Source organism: Pseudomonas avellanae BPIC 631 (assembly GCF_000444135.1).
Classification (GTDB): Bacteria; Pseudomonadota; Gammaproteobacteria; order Pseudomonadales; family Pseudomonadaceae; genus Aquipseudomonas; species Aquipseudomonas avellanae.
In genome coordinates this window covers 1-15,640 of record NZ_ATDK01000058.1, presented here as the reverse complement: position 1 = coordinate 15,640, position 15,640 = coordinate 1, and the positions used below count along the sequence as shown (strand labels likewise).

The 15,640-nt window shown below is 61.3% G+C and carries 14 protein-coding genes, 1 pseudogene and 1 riboswitch; of the genes and pseudogenes, 12 read left to right on the top strand and 3 right to left on the bottom strand.

The features are described 5' to 3' along the window. Positions 1-160 precede the first annotated feature (160 nt). Positions 161-373, bottom strand: a pseudogene (locus DW49_RS1000000133550) (hypothetical protein). Between DW49_RS1000000133550 and DW49_RS0104580 the strand changes: the two are divergent. The 7 genes from DW49_RS0104580 to DW49_RS0104550 all read left to right on the top strand — a co-directional run bounded on the left by DW49_RS0104580 (position 372) and on the right by DW49_RS0104550 (position 7,752). After that, positions 372-1,526: a mandelate racemase family protein gene (locus DW49_RS0104580; RefSeq protein WP_005618817.1), complete on the top strand. Its 1,155-nt coding sequence runs from the start codon at positions 372-374 to the stop codon at positions 1,524-1,526. The pseudogene DW49_RS1000000133550 and the gene DW49_RS0104580 overlap by 2 nt on opposite strands. An 86-nt stretch (positions 1,527-1,612) precedes the next feature. Further along, positions 1,613-3,235 (top strand): ABC transporter substrate-binding protein, encoded by a 1,623-nt coding sequence (locus DW49_RS0104575; protein WP_005618818.1) that lies wholly within the window; start codon positions 1,613-1,615, stop codon positions 3,233-3,235. Between the two features lie 40 nt (positions 3,236-3,275). After that, a complete protein-coding gene (locus tag DW49_RS0104570) occupies positions 3,276-4,313 on the top strand; it encodes an ABC transporter permease (protein WP_005618819.1) in 1,038 nt (345 codons plus the stop codon). After that, positions 4,313-5,218 carry an ABC transporter permease gene (locus DW49_RS0104565; protein WP_005618820.1) on the top strand — a complete coding sequence of 302 codons (906 nt, stop codon included), beginning with the start codon at positions 4,313-4,315 and terminating at the stop codon, positions 5,216-5,218. Before DW49_RS0104570 ends, DW49_RS0104565 begins: the two co-directional genes overlap by 1 nt. Before the next feature lie 62 nt (positions 5,219-5,280). After that, the gene (locus DW49_RS0104560; protein ID WP_005618821.1) at positions 5,281-6,120 is read left to right on the top strand and encodes an ABC transporter ATP-binding protein; all 840 of its coding nucleotides are present in this window, start codon (positions 5,281-5,283) and stop codon (positions 6,118-6,120) included. Positions 6,121-6,130: 10 nt separating this feature from the next. Further along, positions 6,131-6,895 carry an ABC transporter ATP-binding protein gene (locus DW49_RS0104555; RefSeq protein WP_005618822.1) on the top strand — a complete coding sequence of 255 codons (765 nt, stop codon included), beginning with the start codon at positions 6,131-6,133 and terminating at the stop codon, positions 6,893-6,895. 134 nt (positions 6,896-7,029) lie between these two features. Next, positions 7,030-7,752: an oligogalacturonate-specific porin KdgM family protein gene (locus DW49_RS0104550; RefSeq protein WP_005618823.1), complete on the top strand. Its 723-nt coding sequence runs from the start codon at positions 7,030-7,032 to the stop codon at positions 7,750-7,752. A 390-nt stretch (positions 7,753-8,142) separates the two neighbouring features. Here the strand turns inward: DW49_RS0104550 and DW49_RS0104545 are convergent, their stop codons facing one another. After that, positions 8,143-8,877, bottom strand: a complete 735-nt coding sequence (locus DW49_RS0104545) for a FadR/GntR family transcriptional regulator (protein ID WP_005618824.1) — start codon at positions 8,875-8,877, stop codon at positions 8,143-8,145. Between the two features lie 108 nt (positions 8,878-8,985). Here DW49_RS0104545 and DW49_RS0104540 point away from each other — a divergent pair, with 108 nt between their 5' ends. From DW49_RS0104540 to DW49_RS0104520, 5 genes are all read left to right on the top strand, one after another. Further along, positions 8,986-9,702, top strand: coding sequence for a FadR/GntR family transcriptional regulator (locus DW49_RS0104540; protein ID WP_005618825.1), 717 nt, complete (start codon positions 8,986-8,988; stop codon positions 9,700-9,702). Between the two features lie 19 nt (positions 9,703-9,721). Beyond that, a riboswitch (cobalamin riboswitch) is annotated at positions 9,722-9,919 on the top strand. Between the two features lie 130 nt (positions 9,920-10,049). Next, positions 10,050-11,063, top strand: coding sequence for an ABC transporter substrate-binding protein (locus tag DW49_RS0104535; protein WP_005618826.1), 1,014 nt, complete (start codon positions 10,050-10,052; stop codon positions 11,061-11,063). Beyond that, entirely contained in the window at positions 11,060-12,082 is a 1,023-nt protein-coding gene (locus DW49_RS0104530) for a FecCD family ABC transporter permease (protein ID WP_024420427.1), read from the top strand. Before DW49_RS0104535 ends, DW49_RS0104530 begins: the two co-directional genes overlap by 4 nt. Beyond that, complete coding sequence (locus tag DW49_RS0104525) at positions 12,079-12,870, top strand: ABC transporter ATP-binding protein (protein ID WP_005618829.1); 792 nt, start codon at positions 12,079-12,081, stop codon at positions 12,868-12,870. The genes DW49_RS0104530 and DW49_RS0104525 overlap by 4 nt, the downstream gene beginning before the upstream one ends. 106 nt (positions 12,871-12,976) lie before the next feature. After that, a complete protein-coding gene (locus tag DW49_RS0104520; RefSeq protein ID WP_024420426.1) occupies positions 12,977-14,983 on the top strand; it encodes a peptidase U32 family protein in 2,007 nt (668 codons plus the stop codon). 46 nt (positions 14,984-15,029) lie between these two features. On the opposite strand, the gene DW49_RS0104515 is transcribed toward DW49_RS0104520, so the two are convergent. Beyond that, positions 15,030-15,524, bottom strand: a complete 495-nt coding sequence (locus DW49_RS0104515; protein ID WP_005618832.1) for a GNAT family N-acetyltransferase — start codon at positions 15,522-15,524, stop codon at positions 15,030-15,032. Between the last annotated feature and the right edge of the window lie 116 nt (positions 15,525-15,640).

Below are 15,640 nucleotides of genomic sequence, written 5' to 3'. Positions count from 1 at the left end.
GGTTTTGCGATGTCAGTGATATCGCGGTAAAAAAGCCTTTTGATTACCAACTATCGTGCGACGCTCCGCGTCGCATGCCGCTCTGGACGCTCTGCGTCCGATGTGCAGCGCAGACTTGTGGTCTGCATGCCGATGCATTGGCACCTGGGTCATCGAACCCCTAAAAGGTATAACGACTTAAGTTATCGGCAAACCACTCATCCTCAGCCAGACCACGAAAATCAAACATAACCATCAATAAACCCCAATAATATTGGAAATATTCGTCATACGACTATTGACATTGTCCGACAACACTGCAAATAATCGCCCAAGTGTTGTATGACGACATACGAATAAATCTGATAACAACAATATCCATGAAGGTCACCATGAACATCACCTCGGTCAGTGTCGACGTCTTTTCCTTCCCTTCGCGCCGTGCTGTAGACAGCGCGGGCCACGCTCATCCTGGCGAAGAAAAACCGGTCAGAATGGCCATGCTGCGCATCGCTTGTGACGATGGCAGCGAAGGGTTTTCCTTCGGTCCGCCGGAATTGATTCGCCCGCACATCATCGAGTCGTTCGTCAAGAAAGTGCTGATCGGCCAGAACCCGATGAACCGCGAGAAAATCTGGCAGGAACTGGCCCACTGGCAACGTGGCAGTGCCAGTCAGTTCACCGACCGTGCGTTGGCGCTGGTGGAGCAGGCGCTGTGGGATCTGGCCGGACGCGCCTTGAAACTGCCCGTGCACAAACTGCTGGGCGGCTATCGCGACAAGGTGCTGGCCTACGGCTCGACCATGTGCGGCGACGACCTGCCCGGCGGGCTGTCCACCCCGGATGAATACGGGCAATTTGCCGAGAAGCTGGTGCAGCGCGGCTACAAGGGCATCAAGCTGCACACCTGGATGCCACCGATTTCGTTTGCGCCAAACCCGCGCATGGATGTGCAGGCCTGCGCTGCCGTGCGCGAGGCGGTTGGGCCGGACATCGCCCTGATGCTCGACGGCTACCACTGGTACAGCCGCACCGACGCGCTGTACATCGGTCGCGAACTGCAAAAGCTCGACTTCGCCTGGTTCGAAGAACCGATGATGGAAGACTCCGCCGAATCCTATGCCTGGCTGGCGGCCAATCTGGATATTCCTGTGCTCGGCCCGGAGAGCATTGCCGGCAAGTACCACAGCCGCGCCAGTTGGGTAACCAACAAGGCCTGCGACATTCTGCGTGCCGGTGTGGCGGGCGTCGGCGGCATCGGGCCGTGCCTGAAGGTCGCGCACCTGGCAGAGTCGTTCGGCATGGACTGTGAAGTCCACGGCAACGGCGCTGCCAACCTGGCCGTGGTCGGCGCAATCAGCAACTGCCGCTGGTACGAGCGCGGCCTGCTGCACCCGTTTCTCGATTACGACGAGGTGCCCGCTTACCTCAACACGCTCGTCGACCCGATGGACAGCGACGGTTTTGTGCACCTCTCTGAAAAGCCGGGGCTGGGCGAAGACATCAACTTCAGCTATATCGAGACACACACCGAACAACGCTACTGACTGGCAACACCGCGAAAGGCCCGCAGCGCGCCCTTCGCACGGCATCTGTGCACCGCGTCTAATAAATATAAAAAAGGACTGCCCCCATGAAATTCTGGCCCCAGCGCCTGCCCTGGCTGCTATGCCTCGCCATGACGGCGACATTCATGCACACCCCGCACGCCCTGGCGCGTGGCGAAACACCGGTCGATCAACTGGTAATCGGCATGAGCATGATCAACCTGCTGTCGCTGGACCCGGCAGGTGCCACCGGCCTCGAGGTGTCCGAGGTCAACGCCAATGTCTACGACATGCTGCTGGAGCAGGATGCCGCGCGCCCCGATCAGTTGATTCCGGCGCTGGCCGAGCGCTGGGAAATCAGCCCTGACCGCATGCGCCTGACCTTTCACTTGCGTACGGGGGTGATGTTTCACTCCGGCAACCCGCTCACGGCTCAGGACGTTGCCTGGTCGCTGCAACGCGTGGTCACACTCAACAAGGCCCTGGCCTCGACCTGGAAAGCCTACGGTTACACCGCGAAAAACGTCAGCGAGCTGATGCGCGCCGAAGGGCCTTCGACGTTTGTGCTCGATTTGCCCAAAGCCACCGACCCGATGCTGGTACTCAACACTCTGGCAACCTCGCCCAGCGCGTTTGTCATCGACCGTTCGAACGCGCTGCAACACGCCAGGGGCGATGATCTGGGTGCCGGCTGGCTGACCACCCACACGGCGGGCTCCGGGGCGTTCAAGCTGGACATCTGGCGCGCCAACGACGTGATCCTGATGAGCCGCTTCGACTCGTACTGGCGCGGACCGGCGAAAATGCGCCGGGTGATCATGCGCAACATGACCGAGTCGCAGGCGCTGCGCCTGATGGTCGAGCGCGGCGATCTGGACGTGGCGCGCGGCATGGCGGCCAGCGACATCAAGGCCCTGACCCGCTCCAAAGACGTCAGCGTGCAGACCATCCCGCGCGGCACGCTGTACTACGTCGCGTTGAGCATGGAGCAACCCCTGTTTCAGGACATCCGTGTGCGTCAGGCCATCCGCGCGCTGATCGACTATCAGGGCATCAACAACGTGGTCATGCCGCATTACGGCGTGATCAATCAGCGCCCGTTGCAACTGGGGCTGGCGGCCAGGCTTGATGATCCGGGCTACGCGCTGAATGTCGCCGAGGCCAAGCGCCTGCTGGCAGAAGCCGGGCACCCGAACGGCTTCAAGATCACCATTCGTTCGCTGACCGATTCACCGTTCATCAACATAGCCACCAGCCTGCAATCGACCCTGGCCCAGGCCGGCATTCAGGCGACGATCATCACCGGCACCGGCAACCAGATCTATGGCGCAATGCGCGACCGGCGTTTCGACATTCTGGTCGGGCGTGGCGGCGGCGGTGCCGAGCGCCATCCGCACTCCAGCCTGCGCGCGCTGATCTACAACCCGGACAACCGCGAAGAGGCCCGGCTGAGCAACTTTCAGGGCTGGCGCACCTCGTTCTACAACGCCGAGATCAACCAACTGATCGAGCAGGCCGAGCGTGAGCGTGATGCCGGGCAACAACTGGCCGACTATCAGCGCATTCAGACGCTCTACGACCAGAAAGCCGGGCCGATCATGCCGCTTTCACAGATGACCGACGAAGTGGTGATCCACGCCGATGTCCAGGATTACCTGGGGCACAGCGCCGCCACCACCCGACTGCGTGACGTCTACAAGCAACGCTGAACCCACGCATTCAATCGCTCAAGCCAAGGCAGGAATAACCATGTCGAGTGCATCGATTTCATTTTGGAGCAGTCGGGTCGCGCACGGCACCCGACGCAGCGGATCAGTGGCGGCGACCCTGTTCGGCCTGCTGTTGCTCACTTTCTTCATTGGCCGGGTCATGCCGCTGGACCCGGTGCTGGCCATCGTCGGCCCGGACGCCGATGCAGCCGCCTACGCTCAGGCGTATCAGGAGCTGGGGCTGGACAAACCGTTGATCACTCAGTTCGTGATGTACCTCAGCGACCTGCTGCACGGCGACCTGGGCAAAGCCCTGCTCACCGGGCACCCGGTGATCGACGACATCGTGCGGGTGTTCCCGGCGCCCCTGGAACTGGCCACGCTGGCGATTCTGTTCGGCGTGCTCATCGGCCTGCCGCTGGGCGTTTACGCCGCCACGCATCAAGGCCGTAGCGGCGACCACATCGCCAGGGTCATCACCCTGTTCGGCTACTCCACGCCGATTTTCTGGCTGGGCATGATGGCTTTTCTGGTGTTCTACGCCTGGCTGGGTTGGGCTGGCGGGGTGGGTCGCATCGGCCTGGCGTATGACGGCCTGATCGAAACCCGCACCGGCCTGCTGCTGATTGACACCGCCTTGTCCGGTGACTGGGAGGCCTTTCGCAGCGCACTGCGCCACATCCTGTTGCCCGCGGTGATCCTCAGTTTCAATTCGGTGGCCTACATCAGCCGCATGACGCGCAGCTTCATGCTCGAACAGCTGTCGCAGGAATACATCATCACCGCACGAGTCAAGGGCCTCACGCAGCGACGCATCGTCTGGGGCCATGCGTTCCGCAATATTCGCGTGCAGTTGCTGACCATCGTCGCCCTCGCCTACGGCGGTCTGCTGGAAGGCGCGGTGTTGATCGAAACCGTGTTTGCCTGGCCCGGCTTCGGCCAGTACCTGACCAGCAGCCTGCTGCTCGGTGACATGAATGCGGTGATGGCCTGTGTACTGCTGATCGGTCTGATCTTCGTGATCCTCAACCAGATCAGTGACGCGCTTTATAAAGTCTTCGACCCGAGAACCCGCTGATGAATACTTCCCTTGCAAGCAGCGCCAAACCGGTCATCCAGGTCCCGGCATCAAGCCTTGCGGCCCTCGCTGCCAGCGGCGTTCGCCTGATGCGTTTTCTGTTGCGCAACCCGATGACCCTGGCGGGCCTGCTTGTCATCGTGACGCTGCTGATTGTTGCCCTGTTCGCGCCGTGGATCGCCACCCATGACCCGCTCGCCCAGGACCTGTCTGCGGCCTTGCGCATGCCCGGCGCACAGCACTGGTTCGGCACCGATGAATACGGCCGCGATGTGTTCAGCCGGTTGGTATATGGCTCGCGTATCACGCTGTACATCGTGATGCTGGTGACCGTGATCGTCGGCCCGATCGGCCTGTTGATCGGCACTGTGTCCGGCTATTTCGGCGGCTGGGTGGACAGCCTGTTCATGCGCATCACCGACATCTTCATCTCGTTCCCCAGCCTGGTGCTGGCGCTGGCGTTCATCGCCGCCCTTGGTCCGGGTCTGGAGCACGCGGTCATCGCCATCGCCCTCACCGCCTGGCCGCCAATCGCACGCCTGGCACGGGCCGAAACCCTGTCGCTGCGCAACGCCGATTTCGTTGTGGCGGTGAAGCTGCAAGGCGCCTCGGCGGTGCGGGTGATCGGACGCCACATCATTCCGATGTGCCTGTCCTCGGTGATCATCCGCCTGACCATGAACATGGCCAGCATTATCCTCACCGCCGCTGCACTGGGCTTTCTCGGCCTCGGCGCTCAGGCACCGCTGCCGGAATGGGGCGCGATGATTTCCAGCGGCCGGCGCTACATGCTCGAAAGCTGGTGGCTGGTGGCGGCACCCGGCGCCACCATCATGCTGGTCAGCCTGGCGTTCAATCTGCTGGGCGACGGCCTGCGCGATGTGCTCGATCCGCGCAGCGAATGACCTGTTTCGAATAACAAGCAGCGAATGACACACAAAGAATAAAAATAACGGAGGCTCAAACCATGTCACAGATAAAGCTTGCGGTGGAGGATTTACGGGTCGAGTTCAGTCATGCGGGCAAGGTCACAGCGGCGGTCCGCGATGTGTCGTTCGCGCTGGGCCGCGAGAAACTGGCGATTGTCGGCGAGTCCGGCTCGGGCAAGTCCACCGTTGGCCGTAGCCTGCTGCGTCTGCACCCGGCAACGGCGAAGGTCACCGCAAAAACCCTGCGTTTTGGCGATATCAACCTGCTCGACTGCAGCGAAAAACAGATGCAGGGCATTCGCGGCCGGCGCATGTCGATGATCATGCAGGACCCGAAATACTCGCTGAACCCGGTGATCAAGGTAGGCGAACAGATTGCCGAGGCTTATCTGGCGCATCACAAGGTCTCGAAAAGAGAAGCCCGCGAACGCACGCTGGACATGCTCGCCAAGGTGCACATTCGCGAACCGGCGCGGGTTTACGAGCTGTACCCCCACGAAGTCTCCGGTGGCATGGGCCAGCGGATCATGATCGCAATGATGGTCATCACCGACCCGCAGGTGATCATCGCCGATGAGCCGACGTCGGCACTGGATGTATCAGTGCGGCGTCAAGTGCTCAACGTGCTGGAAGAGCTGGTCAGCGAGCGCGATCTGGGGCTGATTTTCATCAGTCACGATCTGAACATGGTGCGGCATTTCTGCGACCGGGTGCTGGTGATGTATGCCGGGCGGGTGGTGGAATCGCTGAACGCCAATGAACTGGATCAGGCACGTCACCCCTACACCCAAGGCCTGCTCGCCGCCCTGCCCAGCCTCGACCATCCGCGCGCCAGCCTGCCGGTGTTGCAGCGCGATCCCCTCTGGCTCACTCACTGAGAACGCTCCCATGGCAATGATCACAGTCGATTCACTGAACCTGAGTTTCGGCACTGGCAGCACGCTGAACCACGTGCTGCGTGACGTCAATCTGCGCGTCGAACAAGGCCAGTCGTTCGTGCTGGTGGGCGAGTCCGGCTCGGGCAAGACCACCGTGCTGCGCTGCCTGGCCGGGCAATATCAGCACTGGACCGGTGCCTTGAGCGTGGCCGGCCAGGCGGTGCAGCGCAAGCTTGACGCCAGCCATTACCGCACCGTGCAGATGGTCTTTCAGGACCCCTACGCCTCACTGCATCCGCGCCACACCATAGACGCAGCGCTTAAGGAGCCGCTGAGCATTCACAAGATCGGCGAACGTGACCGGCGCGTCTGCGAGGTGCTCGAAAAGGTCGGTCTCAACGAGAGTTTCCGGTTTCGTTACCCGCATCAGCTGTCTGGCGGCCAGCGTCAGCGTGTTGCGATTGCACGGGCGCTGATTCTCGAGCCTCGTGTGCTGTTGCTCGACGAGCCGACCTCGGCGCTAGATGTTTCAGTGCAGGCCGAGATCCTCAACCTGTTGGCAGACCTGCGCCGCCAGCAAGGCCTGACGTACCTGATGGTGACCCACGACCTGGGTGTGGTGGCTCACCTGTGTGACCGGGTGGCGGTCATGCAGCAGGGCCAAGTGCTGGAGACGCTCGACAGCAGCCAACTGGTCAACAACCAGGCTCGGCACGAGTATTCGCGCATGCTGATCCAGGCCAGTCGCGACATGGACCTGCGCCCGACGGGATAACCCGCCTTCTGGCGGGTGACCGCTGAAACCCGACACCTGTTGACACCGTGAGCCCAGGCCGAAACGGCCACAGGATCCGGCTGCCTGCGATTTGTTCAAACACACCCAAAACGTCAACCCACAAGAATAAAAAAATGAAAAAAACACTTGCTCTGCTCGCTTTTGCCACCCTGCTGCCCAGTGCATGGACCCATGCCGACAGCGCCTACATCAACTACCGCCACCAATACGCGGAAAGCACGCGCATGCATGCCGACCGGGTCAAATTCGGCAGCCGGCTGGACAGCGGCTGGGGCTTTGAAGGCGAGCTGAAATACAAGACCGCAGGCGACCGACAGGACGTTGCATTCGACAACACCGTCGGTAACGGCCACGAACTGACGGCCAGCTATCAATACCGGCTCGATGACAAATGGATGCTCACCCCGTCACTGGCACTGGAAAGCATCGAGAAGTCCACGGCGTACAAAATGGGCCTCAAGCTGGGTTACAAAGTGAATGACCAGTTGAGCGTCTCCGGCCGCTATCGCTACGACTCGATCAAACTGGACCGCGACAAGGTCAACCATGACATGCCCGACAACCAGATGGACGATCAGTCGATCAATCGTTACGACGTCTGGGTCAATTACGCCAGCAAAGGCCCCTGGGCCTATGAGTATCAGTTCACCTACTTCGACGCCGATTACATCCGTTACGACAACGGCAGGACCGATTACGAACAGAACGCAGCCTTCAAATACAGATGGGACAAGCACTGGGTGCCGTTCTTCGAGGCGGGCGACATCAAGGTGGACTCGGAAGACGACAAGCGCCAGCTGAGATTGCGCGTGGGCGTGCAGTACAACTTTTTGTAGCGCAGATTGCGACGCGGAGTGTCACGGCACGCATTTCGCGAACGATCTGACTATCGTGCGACGCTCCGCGTCGCATGCGTTTCTGGACGCTCCGCGTCCGCTCTTGAATGTGCGGCACAGTCACGTAGCGGTTCTGCGATGTCAGCTGGATGTATTTACGGCTCAAGTCACCTTTTCGACTCTCGGCGAGTTACTTTGAAGGATCAAAGTAACCAAAATCCCCGCTCCGTTTCCGGCCCGACTTCGTCGGGTTCCTTCGCCCTGACACTGATCCGGGGGCCGCTGCGTCGTCAGTGATATCGCGGTAAAAAAGCCTTTTGATTATCAACTATCGTGCGACGCTCCGCGTCGCATGCGGTTCTGGACGCTCTGCGTCCGATCTTGAATCGCTCAGTCGCTGTACAACGCCTGAGTACGGCGCAGGCGCATGCGGCTGCCGTTGAGGTGCAGGTACATGGCAGCGCGCGCGGCATCGACGTTGCCTTCGGCGATGGCGTTATAGATTTGCCGGTGTTCGGCGTTGATCCCGGCCAGGTAGGCGTTGCGGTCACTTTGCCCGGTGTAGGCCGAATTCATGCGGGTGCGCGGGATCAGCTTGGTGCCCAGGTGCTTCATGATGTCGATCAGGTAGGCATTGCCTGACGCCTTGGCGATCTTGAGGTGAAACTGAAAGTCGGCGTTGATGGTCGTCCCGGACTTCTGCGGCCCTTCGAGCAACGCATCAAAAGCACGCTTCAGTTCCAGAAGCGCCTCCGGGCTGCGGCGCTGGGCGGCAAGACCGGCCGCTTCGACTTCAAGGCTCAGGCGAAACTCCAGCAGGTTCAGCACATCGGCAACGGTGGCAATGGTCGCCGGGCCGACGGAAAAGCCTTCGGGCGGCGGCATGTCGAGGACGAAAGTACCCACGCCGTGGCGGGTTTCCACCAGCCCTGCCGCCTGCATCCGCGACAAGGCATCACGCACCACCGTGCGACTCACACCTTCGGCTTCCATGATGTGGATCTCCGACGGCAGCTTTTCTCCGCGCACCAGCACACCGTCACGCATGCGCTGGGCAAAGCGGTCAACCAGGGTTTCTGCCAGGCGTCGGTGGTTTTTTTGCGGGGAAAGCGCGTTGTCCGACATTGCAGCCTCAGTTCTGTCCGATACGCGAGTATAGGCTGCGATACCCGCACAAAACACGTTCCGAGTACGGTTATACTCAGCCACCCCAAACGGACCGATCACCTTGCCATGGAACACACCACCTCCCCCAAAGGCCGCCGTTCCAGCCTGACCCAGCAACTGGTCGCCGAATTCGCGCGCAGGATTCGCGATGGCGAGATCCAGAGTGGCGAAAAGCTGCCCACCGAGCAGGTGATCATTCGCGAAAGCGGAGTCAGCCGCACCGTGGTTCGGGAAGCGATGTCGCGCTTGCAGGCCGAGGGGCTGGTGGAAACCCGCCACGGCATCGGCACCTTTGTGGTCGATACCTCGCAGCCCGGCAACTCCAGTCAGGACGAGTCACCCATCGGCACACCCGGCGATGCGGTGTCGATCATCGAGCTGCGCCTGAGCCTGGAGCCGGAATCCGCCGCCCTCGCCGCCCAACGGCGCACGCCCGAGCAACTCGACGCGATCCGACAGGCGCTCGATGAACTGCACCGCTGCACGCGCCAGGGCAAAGACACCCTGCAAGCCGACTTCGAGTTCCACCGGCAGATCTCGCTGTGCACCGCCAACAGCTTCTTTACCGACGTGATGAGCCAGTTGGGCAGCAGCATTCTGCCGCGTACGCGCAGCGGCTTCGGCAACATCGCGTTAGCGCATGCCGTAGATGACCCGGACATTCAGCGCCGCGAGCAGGAAAGCATCTATGAAGCCATCGCTCATCAGGACCGAGATGCCGCACGCGCCGCGATGCGCCTGCACCTGATCAACAGCCTGCTGCGCGTGCGCGCAAAGCATTAGCTATCAAGAACCCTTATCGTTTACCATGCCGGCCGTCGGTTTCCGAGAGGAACTAACAGGGAATTCGCCAGCTTTGTTTCAAAGGCCAAAACGAAACTGCCCCCGCAACTGTAGGCATCGAGCCTGCTCCAAGACTGCCACTGGATTCAGATCCGGGAAGGCCGGAGCGTGGTGATGACATGCCAGTCAGGAGACCTGCCGACACGATTCAACCCACTAACCGGCGGGGTGTCCGGGAAGGACATCCGCACGCGTCGGCACTTTTTGCCGTGCCCGGTCATCTGCCGGGGATGTGTTTCCTGATGTGCATTGCGCCTTGGCACCTGCTCCAATGGAGACCGCATTTCATGTCGCTGCCCCGCCTCGCCGCACTCGCCGCCTGCCTGACGTTGTCTACCCTGACGTTCGCCGCCCCCACGCAGTATCCGCTGACTATGGAAAACTGCGGCTCGACCCTGACGTTCGCGCATGCACCGACCAAAGCCGTGACCATTGGCCAGGCGGGCACTGAAATGCTCTACGAACTGGGGTTGGGCGACAAGCTGGTGGGCACCTCGCTGTGGTTCAACAACGTGCTGCCACGCTTCAAGGCACAAAACGACAAGGTGGAGCGCCTGGCCGATAACGAACCGGGTTTTGAGGCGGTGATTGGCAAACGTCCCGAACTGGTGGTCGTGCAGCTGGAATGGATGGTCGGCAAACAGGGCGCAGTCGGTACCCGCGAGCAGTTTCATGACCTGAAAATCCCCACGTACATTCTGCCGTCCGATTGCGAAGGCAAAGACAACCTGGTCGGCGCTGATGGCACCCGCCTGGAGCCTTTTCGCATCGAGACCATCTACAAGAGCATCGAACAACTGGCGCAGGTTTTCGATGTGCAGGATCGCGGCGACGCCTTGGTCGCGCAGTTGAAAACGCGCCTGAGCGCAGCGATTGCCAACGTCAACCAGAACAAGGCCAACGATGTGTCTGCGCTGTTCTGGTTTTCCAGCTCCGAGATCGCCAGCGATCCTTTTGTAGCGGGCCGCAAAGGCATTCCGGACTTCATGCTCAACAGCCTGGGCATGCGTAATATCGTCCAGTCCGACGAAGAATGGCCAACCGTGGGCTGGGAAACCATTGCCAAGGCCAACCCGAGCATTCTGGTGATTGCACGCATGGACCGTCGCCGCTTTCCGGCCGACGACTACCTGAAGAAGATCGCCTTCCTCAAGAGCGACCCGGTGACGCGCAACATGGACGCGGTCAAGCATGACCGGATCGTGATCATCGACGCCGAGGGCATGCAGGCAGGTCTGCGCCTGTTCACCGGGTTCGAAGAACTGGCCGACGCCGCCAACCGTTTCAACGCCGCACGATGAGACTGCCTGTAGCGCTGGGCCATCTGCTCTGGGTTGCAGCCATCCTGGTGCTGGCAATCATGGTCGGCGCGGCGATTGGTGAAACCTCGATCAGCCTCGACGTGGTTTTTCAGGTGCTGGCCAACAAACTCTGGGCGGCCGGTTATGTGCTGGACCCTATCGACGAAGGCATCGTCTGGAATTACCGGCTGACCCGCGCCATCGTCGCGGCAGCCTGCGGAGCCGGTCTGGCGATTTGCGGCGTGGTGCTGCAATCATTGCTGCGCAACCCGCTGGCCGACCCGTATTTGCTGGGGATTTCCGCCGGAGCCTCGACCGGCGCGGTGCTGGTGGCCATTCTGGGCTTTGGCGCGGGGGCGATTTCCATGTCGGTCGGCGCGTTCGCCGGGGCCGTAGCGCCGTTTTCGCTGGTTGCCCTGCTCGCGCACTCATCGCGGGGCACCACAGCGTCGGTGCAGATCATCCTGGCGGGTATCGCCGGTTCACAACTGTTCAACGCGCTGACCTCGTTCATGATCACCAAATCCGCCAGTTCCGAACAGGCTCGCGGCATCATGTTCTGGTTGCTGGGCAACCTCAGCGGGGTGCGCTGGCACTCGGTGTGGCTGGCGGTGCCGACGGTGCTGGCCGGTTTGCTGGTGTGCCTCTGGTACAGGCGCGCGCTGGATGCCTTCACCTTCGGCAGCGACTCGGCCGCATCCCTCGGCATTGCGGTGCGACGTGCGCAGATCATCCTGATCGCCACGGCAGCGCTGGTAACGGCGGTAATGGTGTCGATTGTCGGTTCCATCGGTTTTGTCGGGCTGGTGATTCCGCATGCGGTGCGCACGCTGGTCGGCGTACGTCACGCACGGCTGGTGCCGCTGAGCGCACTGAGCGGCGCGCTGTTCCTGATTGCCGCGGACATCCTCTCGCGCACGATGATCAAAGGCCAGGCGCTGCCGATCGGGGTGATTACTGCGCTGATCGGCGCGCCAGTCTTCGCCTTGATTCTTGTCCGGGGCAACAGCACGCGATGAACGAGTTTGTGCAGTCACTCAGCTCACCCGTACTCGGTTGCTCGGGTCTCGGCTACTCGGTGCGTGGTGCCACGCTGCTGAGTGATGTCGAGCTGAGCATCGCAGCCGGCGAGACACTTGCGGTTGTCGGCCCCAATGGCTCGGGCAAATCCACCCTGCTCAAACTGCTGGCCGGCATTCAGAAGCCGGGCAGCGGCGCGGTCAGGCTGGGTGAGCAGGCACTTGCCGCGATGAGCCGCAGAGACGTGGCGCGCCTGCTGGCGGTGGTCGAGCAGCAGGCTGAAACCAGCGACGCGGTGACCGTGCTCGACGCCGTCGAACTGGGCCGCACGCCCTGGCTGTCGGCATTGCAGCCGTGGAGCGCGAATGACGACGCCATCGTGCGTCAGGCCTTGCAGGATGTGGACATGCTGCACCTGCAAAAACGGGCCTGGCACACCCTGTCCGGTGGCGAGCGGCAACGTGTGCATATCGCCCGAGCGCTGGCACAACGGCCGCAAATTCTGCTGCTGGATGAGCCCACCAATCATCTGGACATCCAGCATCAGCTAACCATTCTCGGCCTGGTCAGGGCGTTGCCGGTGACCACGGTGATTGCCCTGCATGACCTGAATCAGGCACTGGACTGCGACCGTGTCGCCGTGATGGAAAAAGGCCGACTGGTGGCGCTGGGCACGCCGGTCGAGGTACTGACGCCCGAACGCCTGCTGAGCACCTTCGGCGTCGTGGCGCACTGGCTGACCGACCCCTTCGATGGTGCGAGAATCCTGCGTTTGCGCTCACGCTGAGGCAGCGCCGGTGGTCAGTCCATGACCTGCGCAAACCGGCAACAGGTGCGCCGCGCGGCCGGTGGCACTACAATGCGCGCTTTGCCCGCTGCCGGATCCCGTTGCCATGTCGTTACCCAAGCACCACCTGGAATTGCTCAGCCCTGCCCGGGACGTGACCATCGCCCGCGAAGCCATCCTGCATGGCGCCGACGCGGTGTACATCGGCGGGCCGAGCTTTGGTGCGCGACACAACGCCTGCAACGAGGTCAGCGATATCGCCGAGCTGGTGAAATTCGCCCATCGCTACCATGCGCGAATCTTTACCACGATCAACACCATCCTGCATGACGACGAGCTGGAGCCAGCCCGCAAGCTGATTCATCAGCTCTACGACGCAGGTGTCGATGCGCTGATCGTGCAGGACCTCGGGGTCATGGAGCTGGACATTCCGCCCATCGAGCTGCACGCCAGCACGCAGACCGATATTCGCACCCTGGGCCGGGCGAAGTTTCTCGATCAGGCCGGTTTCTCGCAACTGGTGCTGGCCCGCGAGCTGAACCTGCAGGAAATTCGTGACATCGCCCGTGAAACCGATGCGGCCATCGAGTTCTTCATCCACGGCGCACTGTGTGTGGCGTTCTCCGGGCAGTGCAACATTTCCCATGCGCAAAATGGCCGCAGCGCCAACCGTGGCGACTGCTCGCAAGCCTGCCGCTTGCCCTATACGCTCAAGGATGATCAGGGCCGCGTCGTCGCCTTTGAAAAACATCTGCTGTCGATGAAAGACAATAACCAGAGCGCCAACCTGGGCGATCTGGTGGACGCTGGCGTGCGCTCCTTCAAGATCGAAGGTCGCTATAAAGACGCAGGCTACGTCAAAAACATTACCGCCTATTACCGCCAGCGTCTGGACGAGATTCTTGAAGACCGCCCGGACCTGGCGCGCGCTTCCAGCGGCCGTACCGCGCATTTTTTCGTGCCCGACCCGGAGAAGACCTTTCACCGTGGCAGCACCGATTACTTTGTCAGCGACCGCAAGATCGACATCGGTGCGTTCGATACGCCGACGTTTACCGGCCTGGCAGTCGGCACCGTCGAAAAACTCGGCAAACGTGACCTGATCGCCGTCACCCATGAGCCGCTGTCCAATGGCGACGGCCTCAATGTGCAGATCAAGCGTGAAGTGGTGGGCTTCCGGGCCAATATCTGCGAGCTGAAAGGCGAGTTTGAAGAAGAAGGCGAAAAGCGCTGGCGCTACCGTGTAGAGCCCAACGAGATGCCCGCGGCCCTCTCCCGCCTGCGCCCCAACCATCCGCTGAACCGCAACCTGGATCACAATTGGCAGCAGGCGTTGCTCAAGACCTCCGCCGAGCGCCGCATCGGCATTCAGTGGCAGGTGACGTTGCGTGAAGATCACTTGAGCCTGAACGCGACCAGTGAAGAAGGCGTGAGCGTGACGATCGGCCTGGACGGCCCCTTCGGTGCAGCCAACAAGCCCGAGCAGGCGCTGGATCAGTTGCGTGATCTGCTCACCCAGCTGGGCACCACGATCTACCATGCTCAGGACGTGAAACTAAATGCGCCCCAAGCGTTTTTCGTACCCAATTCGCAACTCAAGGCACTGCGCCGCGATGCCATCGAGGCGCTGACCGAAGCGCGCATAAAGGCTCACCCGCGCGGTGGACGCAAGGCAGAAACCACACCGCCACCGGTTTACCCTGATTCGCATCTGTCGTTTCTGGCCAACGTTTACAACCAGAAAGCTCGCGACTTCTACCACCGCCACGGCGTGCAGTTGATCGATGCGGCTTACGAAGCGCATGAGGAAACCGGCGAAGTGCCGGTGATGATCACCAAGCATTGCCTGCGCTTCTCGTTCAACCTGTGCCCGAAACAGGCAAAAGGGGTAACCGGCGTGCGCACCAAGGTCGCGCCCATGCAACTGGTGCAGGGTGACGAAGTGCTGACGCTGAAGTTCGACTGCAAGCCGTGTGAAATGCACGTGATCGGCAAGATGAAGGGCCACATTCTAGACCTGCCGTTGCCCGGCAGCGCTGCGGCCAAATCGGTAGTCGGCCACATCACCCCGGAAGACCTGCTCAAGACTGCCCGCCAGCGTTATCCTCGCTGAGCTTGCAACAAGGGGGCTGGTTCATTACCCGCCCCCGATACCCTTTCTACAGCACCCGTTCCATATGCGTCGTGTTCCACAACGGGTCGCTTTCCACATCGGTGACGGCAAAGCCCTGTTTTTCCCAGAAGCGAATGGCACCGGGCAGAAACGGGTGGGTGTGCAGGTACAGCACGTCTATTGCGCCCGCATCGGCATGCGCCCAAAGCGCCTGGCATAGTTGACTGGCAAGGCCGTCACCGCGAAATTCCGGCGTGACGTACAGGCGCACGATCTCGACGGTCCGGCGCCCTGTGTAGTCGAGTTGCGGGAAGCGATGGTCGTAAGGCAGATAGCCAACGGCTGCGATGATTCGTTCGTCACAGCGGGCAATCAGAAATTTTCCGTCCTTGCCACTCAGGTAAACCTGTTCGAAACCGGCGAGATCGGGGGGTACGGTGACGGTGTCGAGCAAGGGAAATATCTCGGCGCGGGCACGCATGACGAAGTCGACGGTTTGCGGGATATCGGCGGGGTGCACTTCGGTGATGGTGATGTTCATGGCAACTGGCTTGGCTGGGGAGTGCAGAGTAATACAAATGTTGCGCCAGCCATGAGTGAGCCAGCAGACCATTGATTATCGTGCGACGCTCCGCGTCGCATGCCGTTCTGGACGCT

Coding starts and splice junctions, on each gene's coding strand:
- DW49_RS0104580 (WP_005618817.1), top strand. CDS start 372: ATGAACATCACCTCGGTCAGTGTCGACGTCTTTTCCTTCCCTTCGCGC.
- DW49_RS0104575 (WP_005618818.1), top strand. CDS start 1,613: ATGAAATTCTGGCCCCAGCGCCTGCCCTGGCTGCTATGCCTCGCCATG.
- DW49_RS0104570 (WP_005618819.1), top strand. CDS start 3,276: ATGTCGAGTGCATCGATTTCATTTTGGAGCAGTCGGGTCGCGCACGGC.
- DW49_RS0104565 (WP_005618820.1), top strand. CDS start 4,313: ATGAATACTTCCCTTGCAAGCAGCGCCAAACCGGTCATCCAGGTCCCG.
- DW49_RS0104560 (WP_005618821.1), top strand. CDS start 5,281: ATGTCACAGATAAAGCTTGCGGTGGAGGATTTACGGGTCGAGTTCAGT.
- DW49_RS0104555 (WP_005618822.1), top strand. CDS start 6,131: ATGGCAATGATCACAGTCGATTCACTGAACCTGAGTTTCGGCACTGGC.
- DW49_RS0104550 (WP_005618823.1), top strand. CDS start 7,030: ATGAAAAAAACACTTGCTCTGCTCGCTTTTGCCACCCTGCTGCCCAGT.
- DW49_RS0104545 (WP_005618824.1), bottom strand. CDS start 8,877: ATGTCGGACAACGCGCTTTCCCCGCAAAAAAACCACCGACGCCTGGCA.
- DW49_RS0104540 (WP_005618825.1), top strand. CDS start 8,986: ATGGAACACACCACCTCCCCCAAAGGCCGCCGTTCCAGCCTGACCCAG.
- DW49_RS0104535 (WP_005618826.1), top strand. CDS start 10,050: ATGTCGCTGCCCCGCCTCGCCGCACTCGCCGCCTGCCTGACGTTGTCT.
- DW49_RS0104530 (WP_024420427.1), top strand. CDS start 11,060: ATGAGACTGCCTGTAGCGCTGGGCCATCTGCTCTGGGTTGCAGCCATC.
- DW49_RS0104525 (WP_005618829.1), top strand. CDS start 12,079: ATGAACGAGTTTGTGCAGTCACTCAGCTCACCCGTACTCGGTTGCTCG.
- DW49_RS0104520 (WP_024420426.1), top strand. CDS start 12,977: ATGTCGTTACCCAAGCACCACCTGGAATTGCTCAGCCCTGCCCGGGAC.
- DW49_RS0104515 (WP_005618832.1), bottom strand. CDS start 15,524: ATGAACATCACCATCACCGAAGTGCACCCCGCCGATATCCCGCAAACC.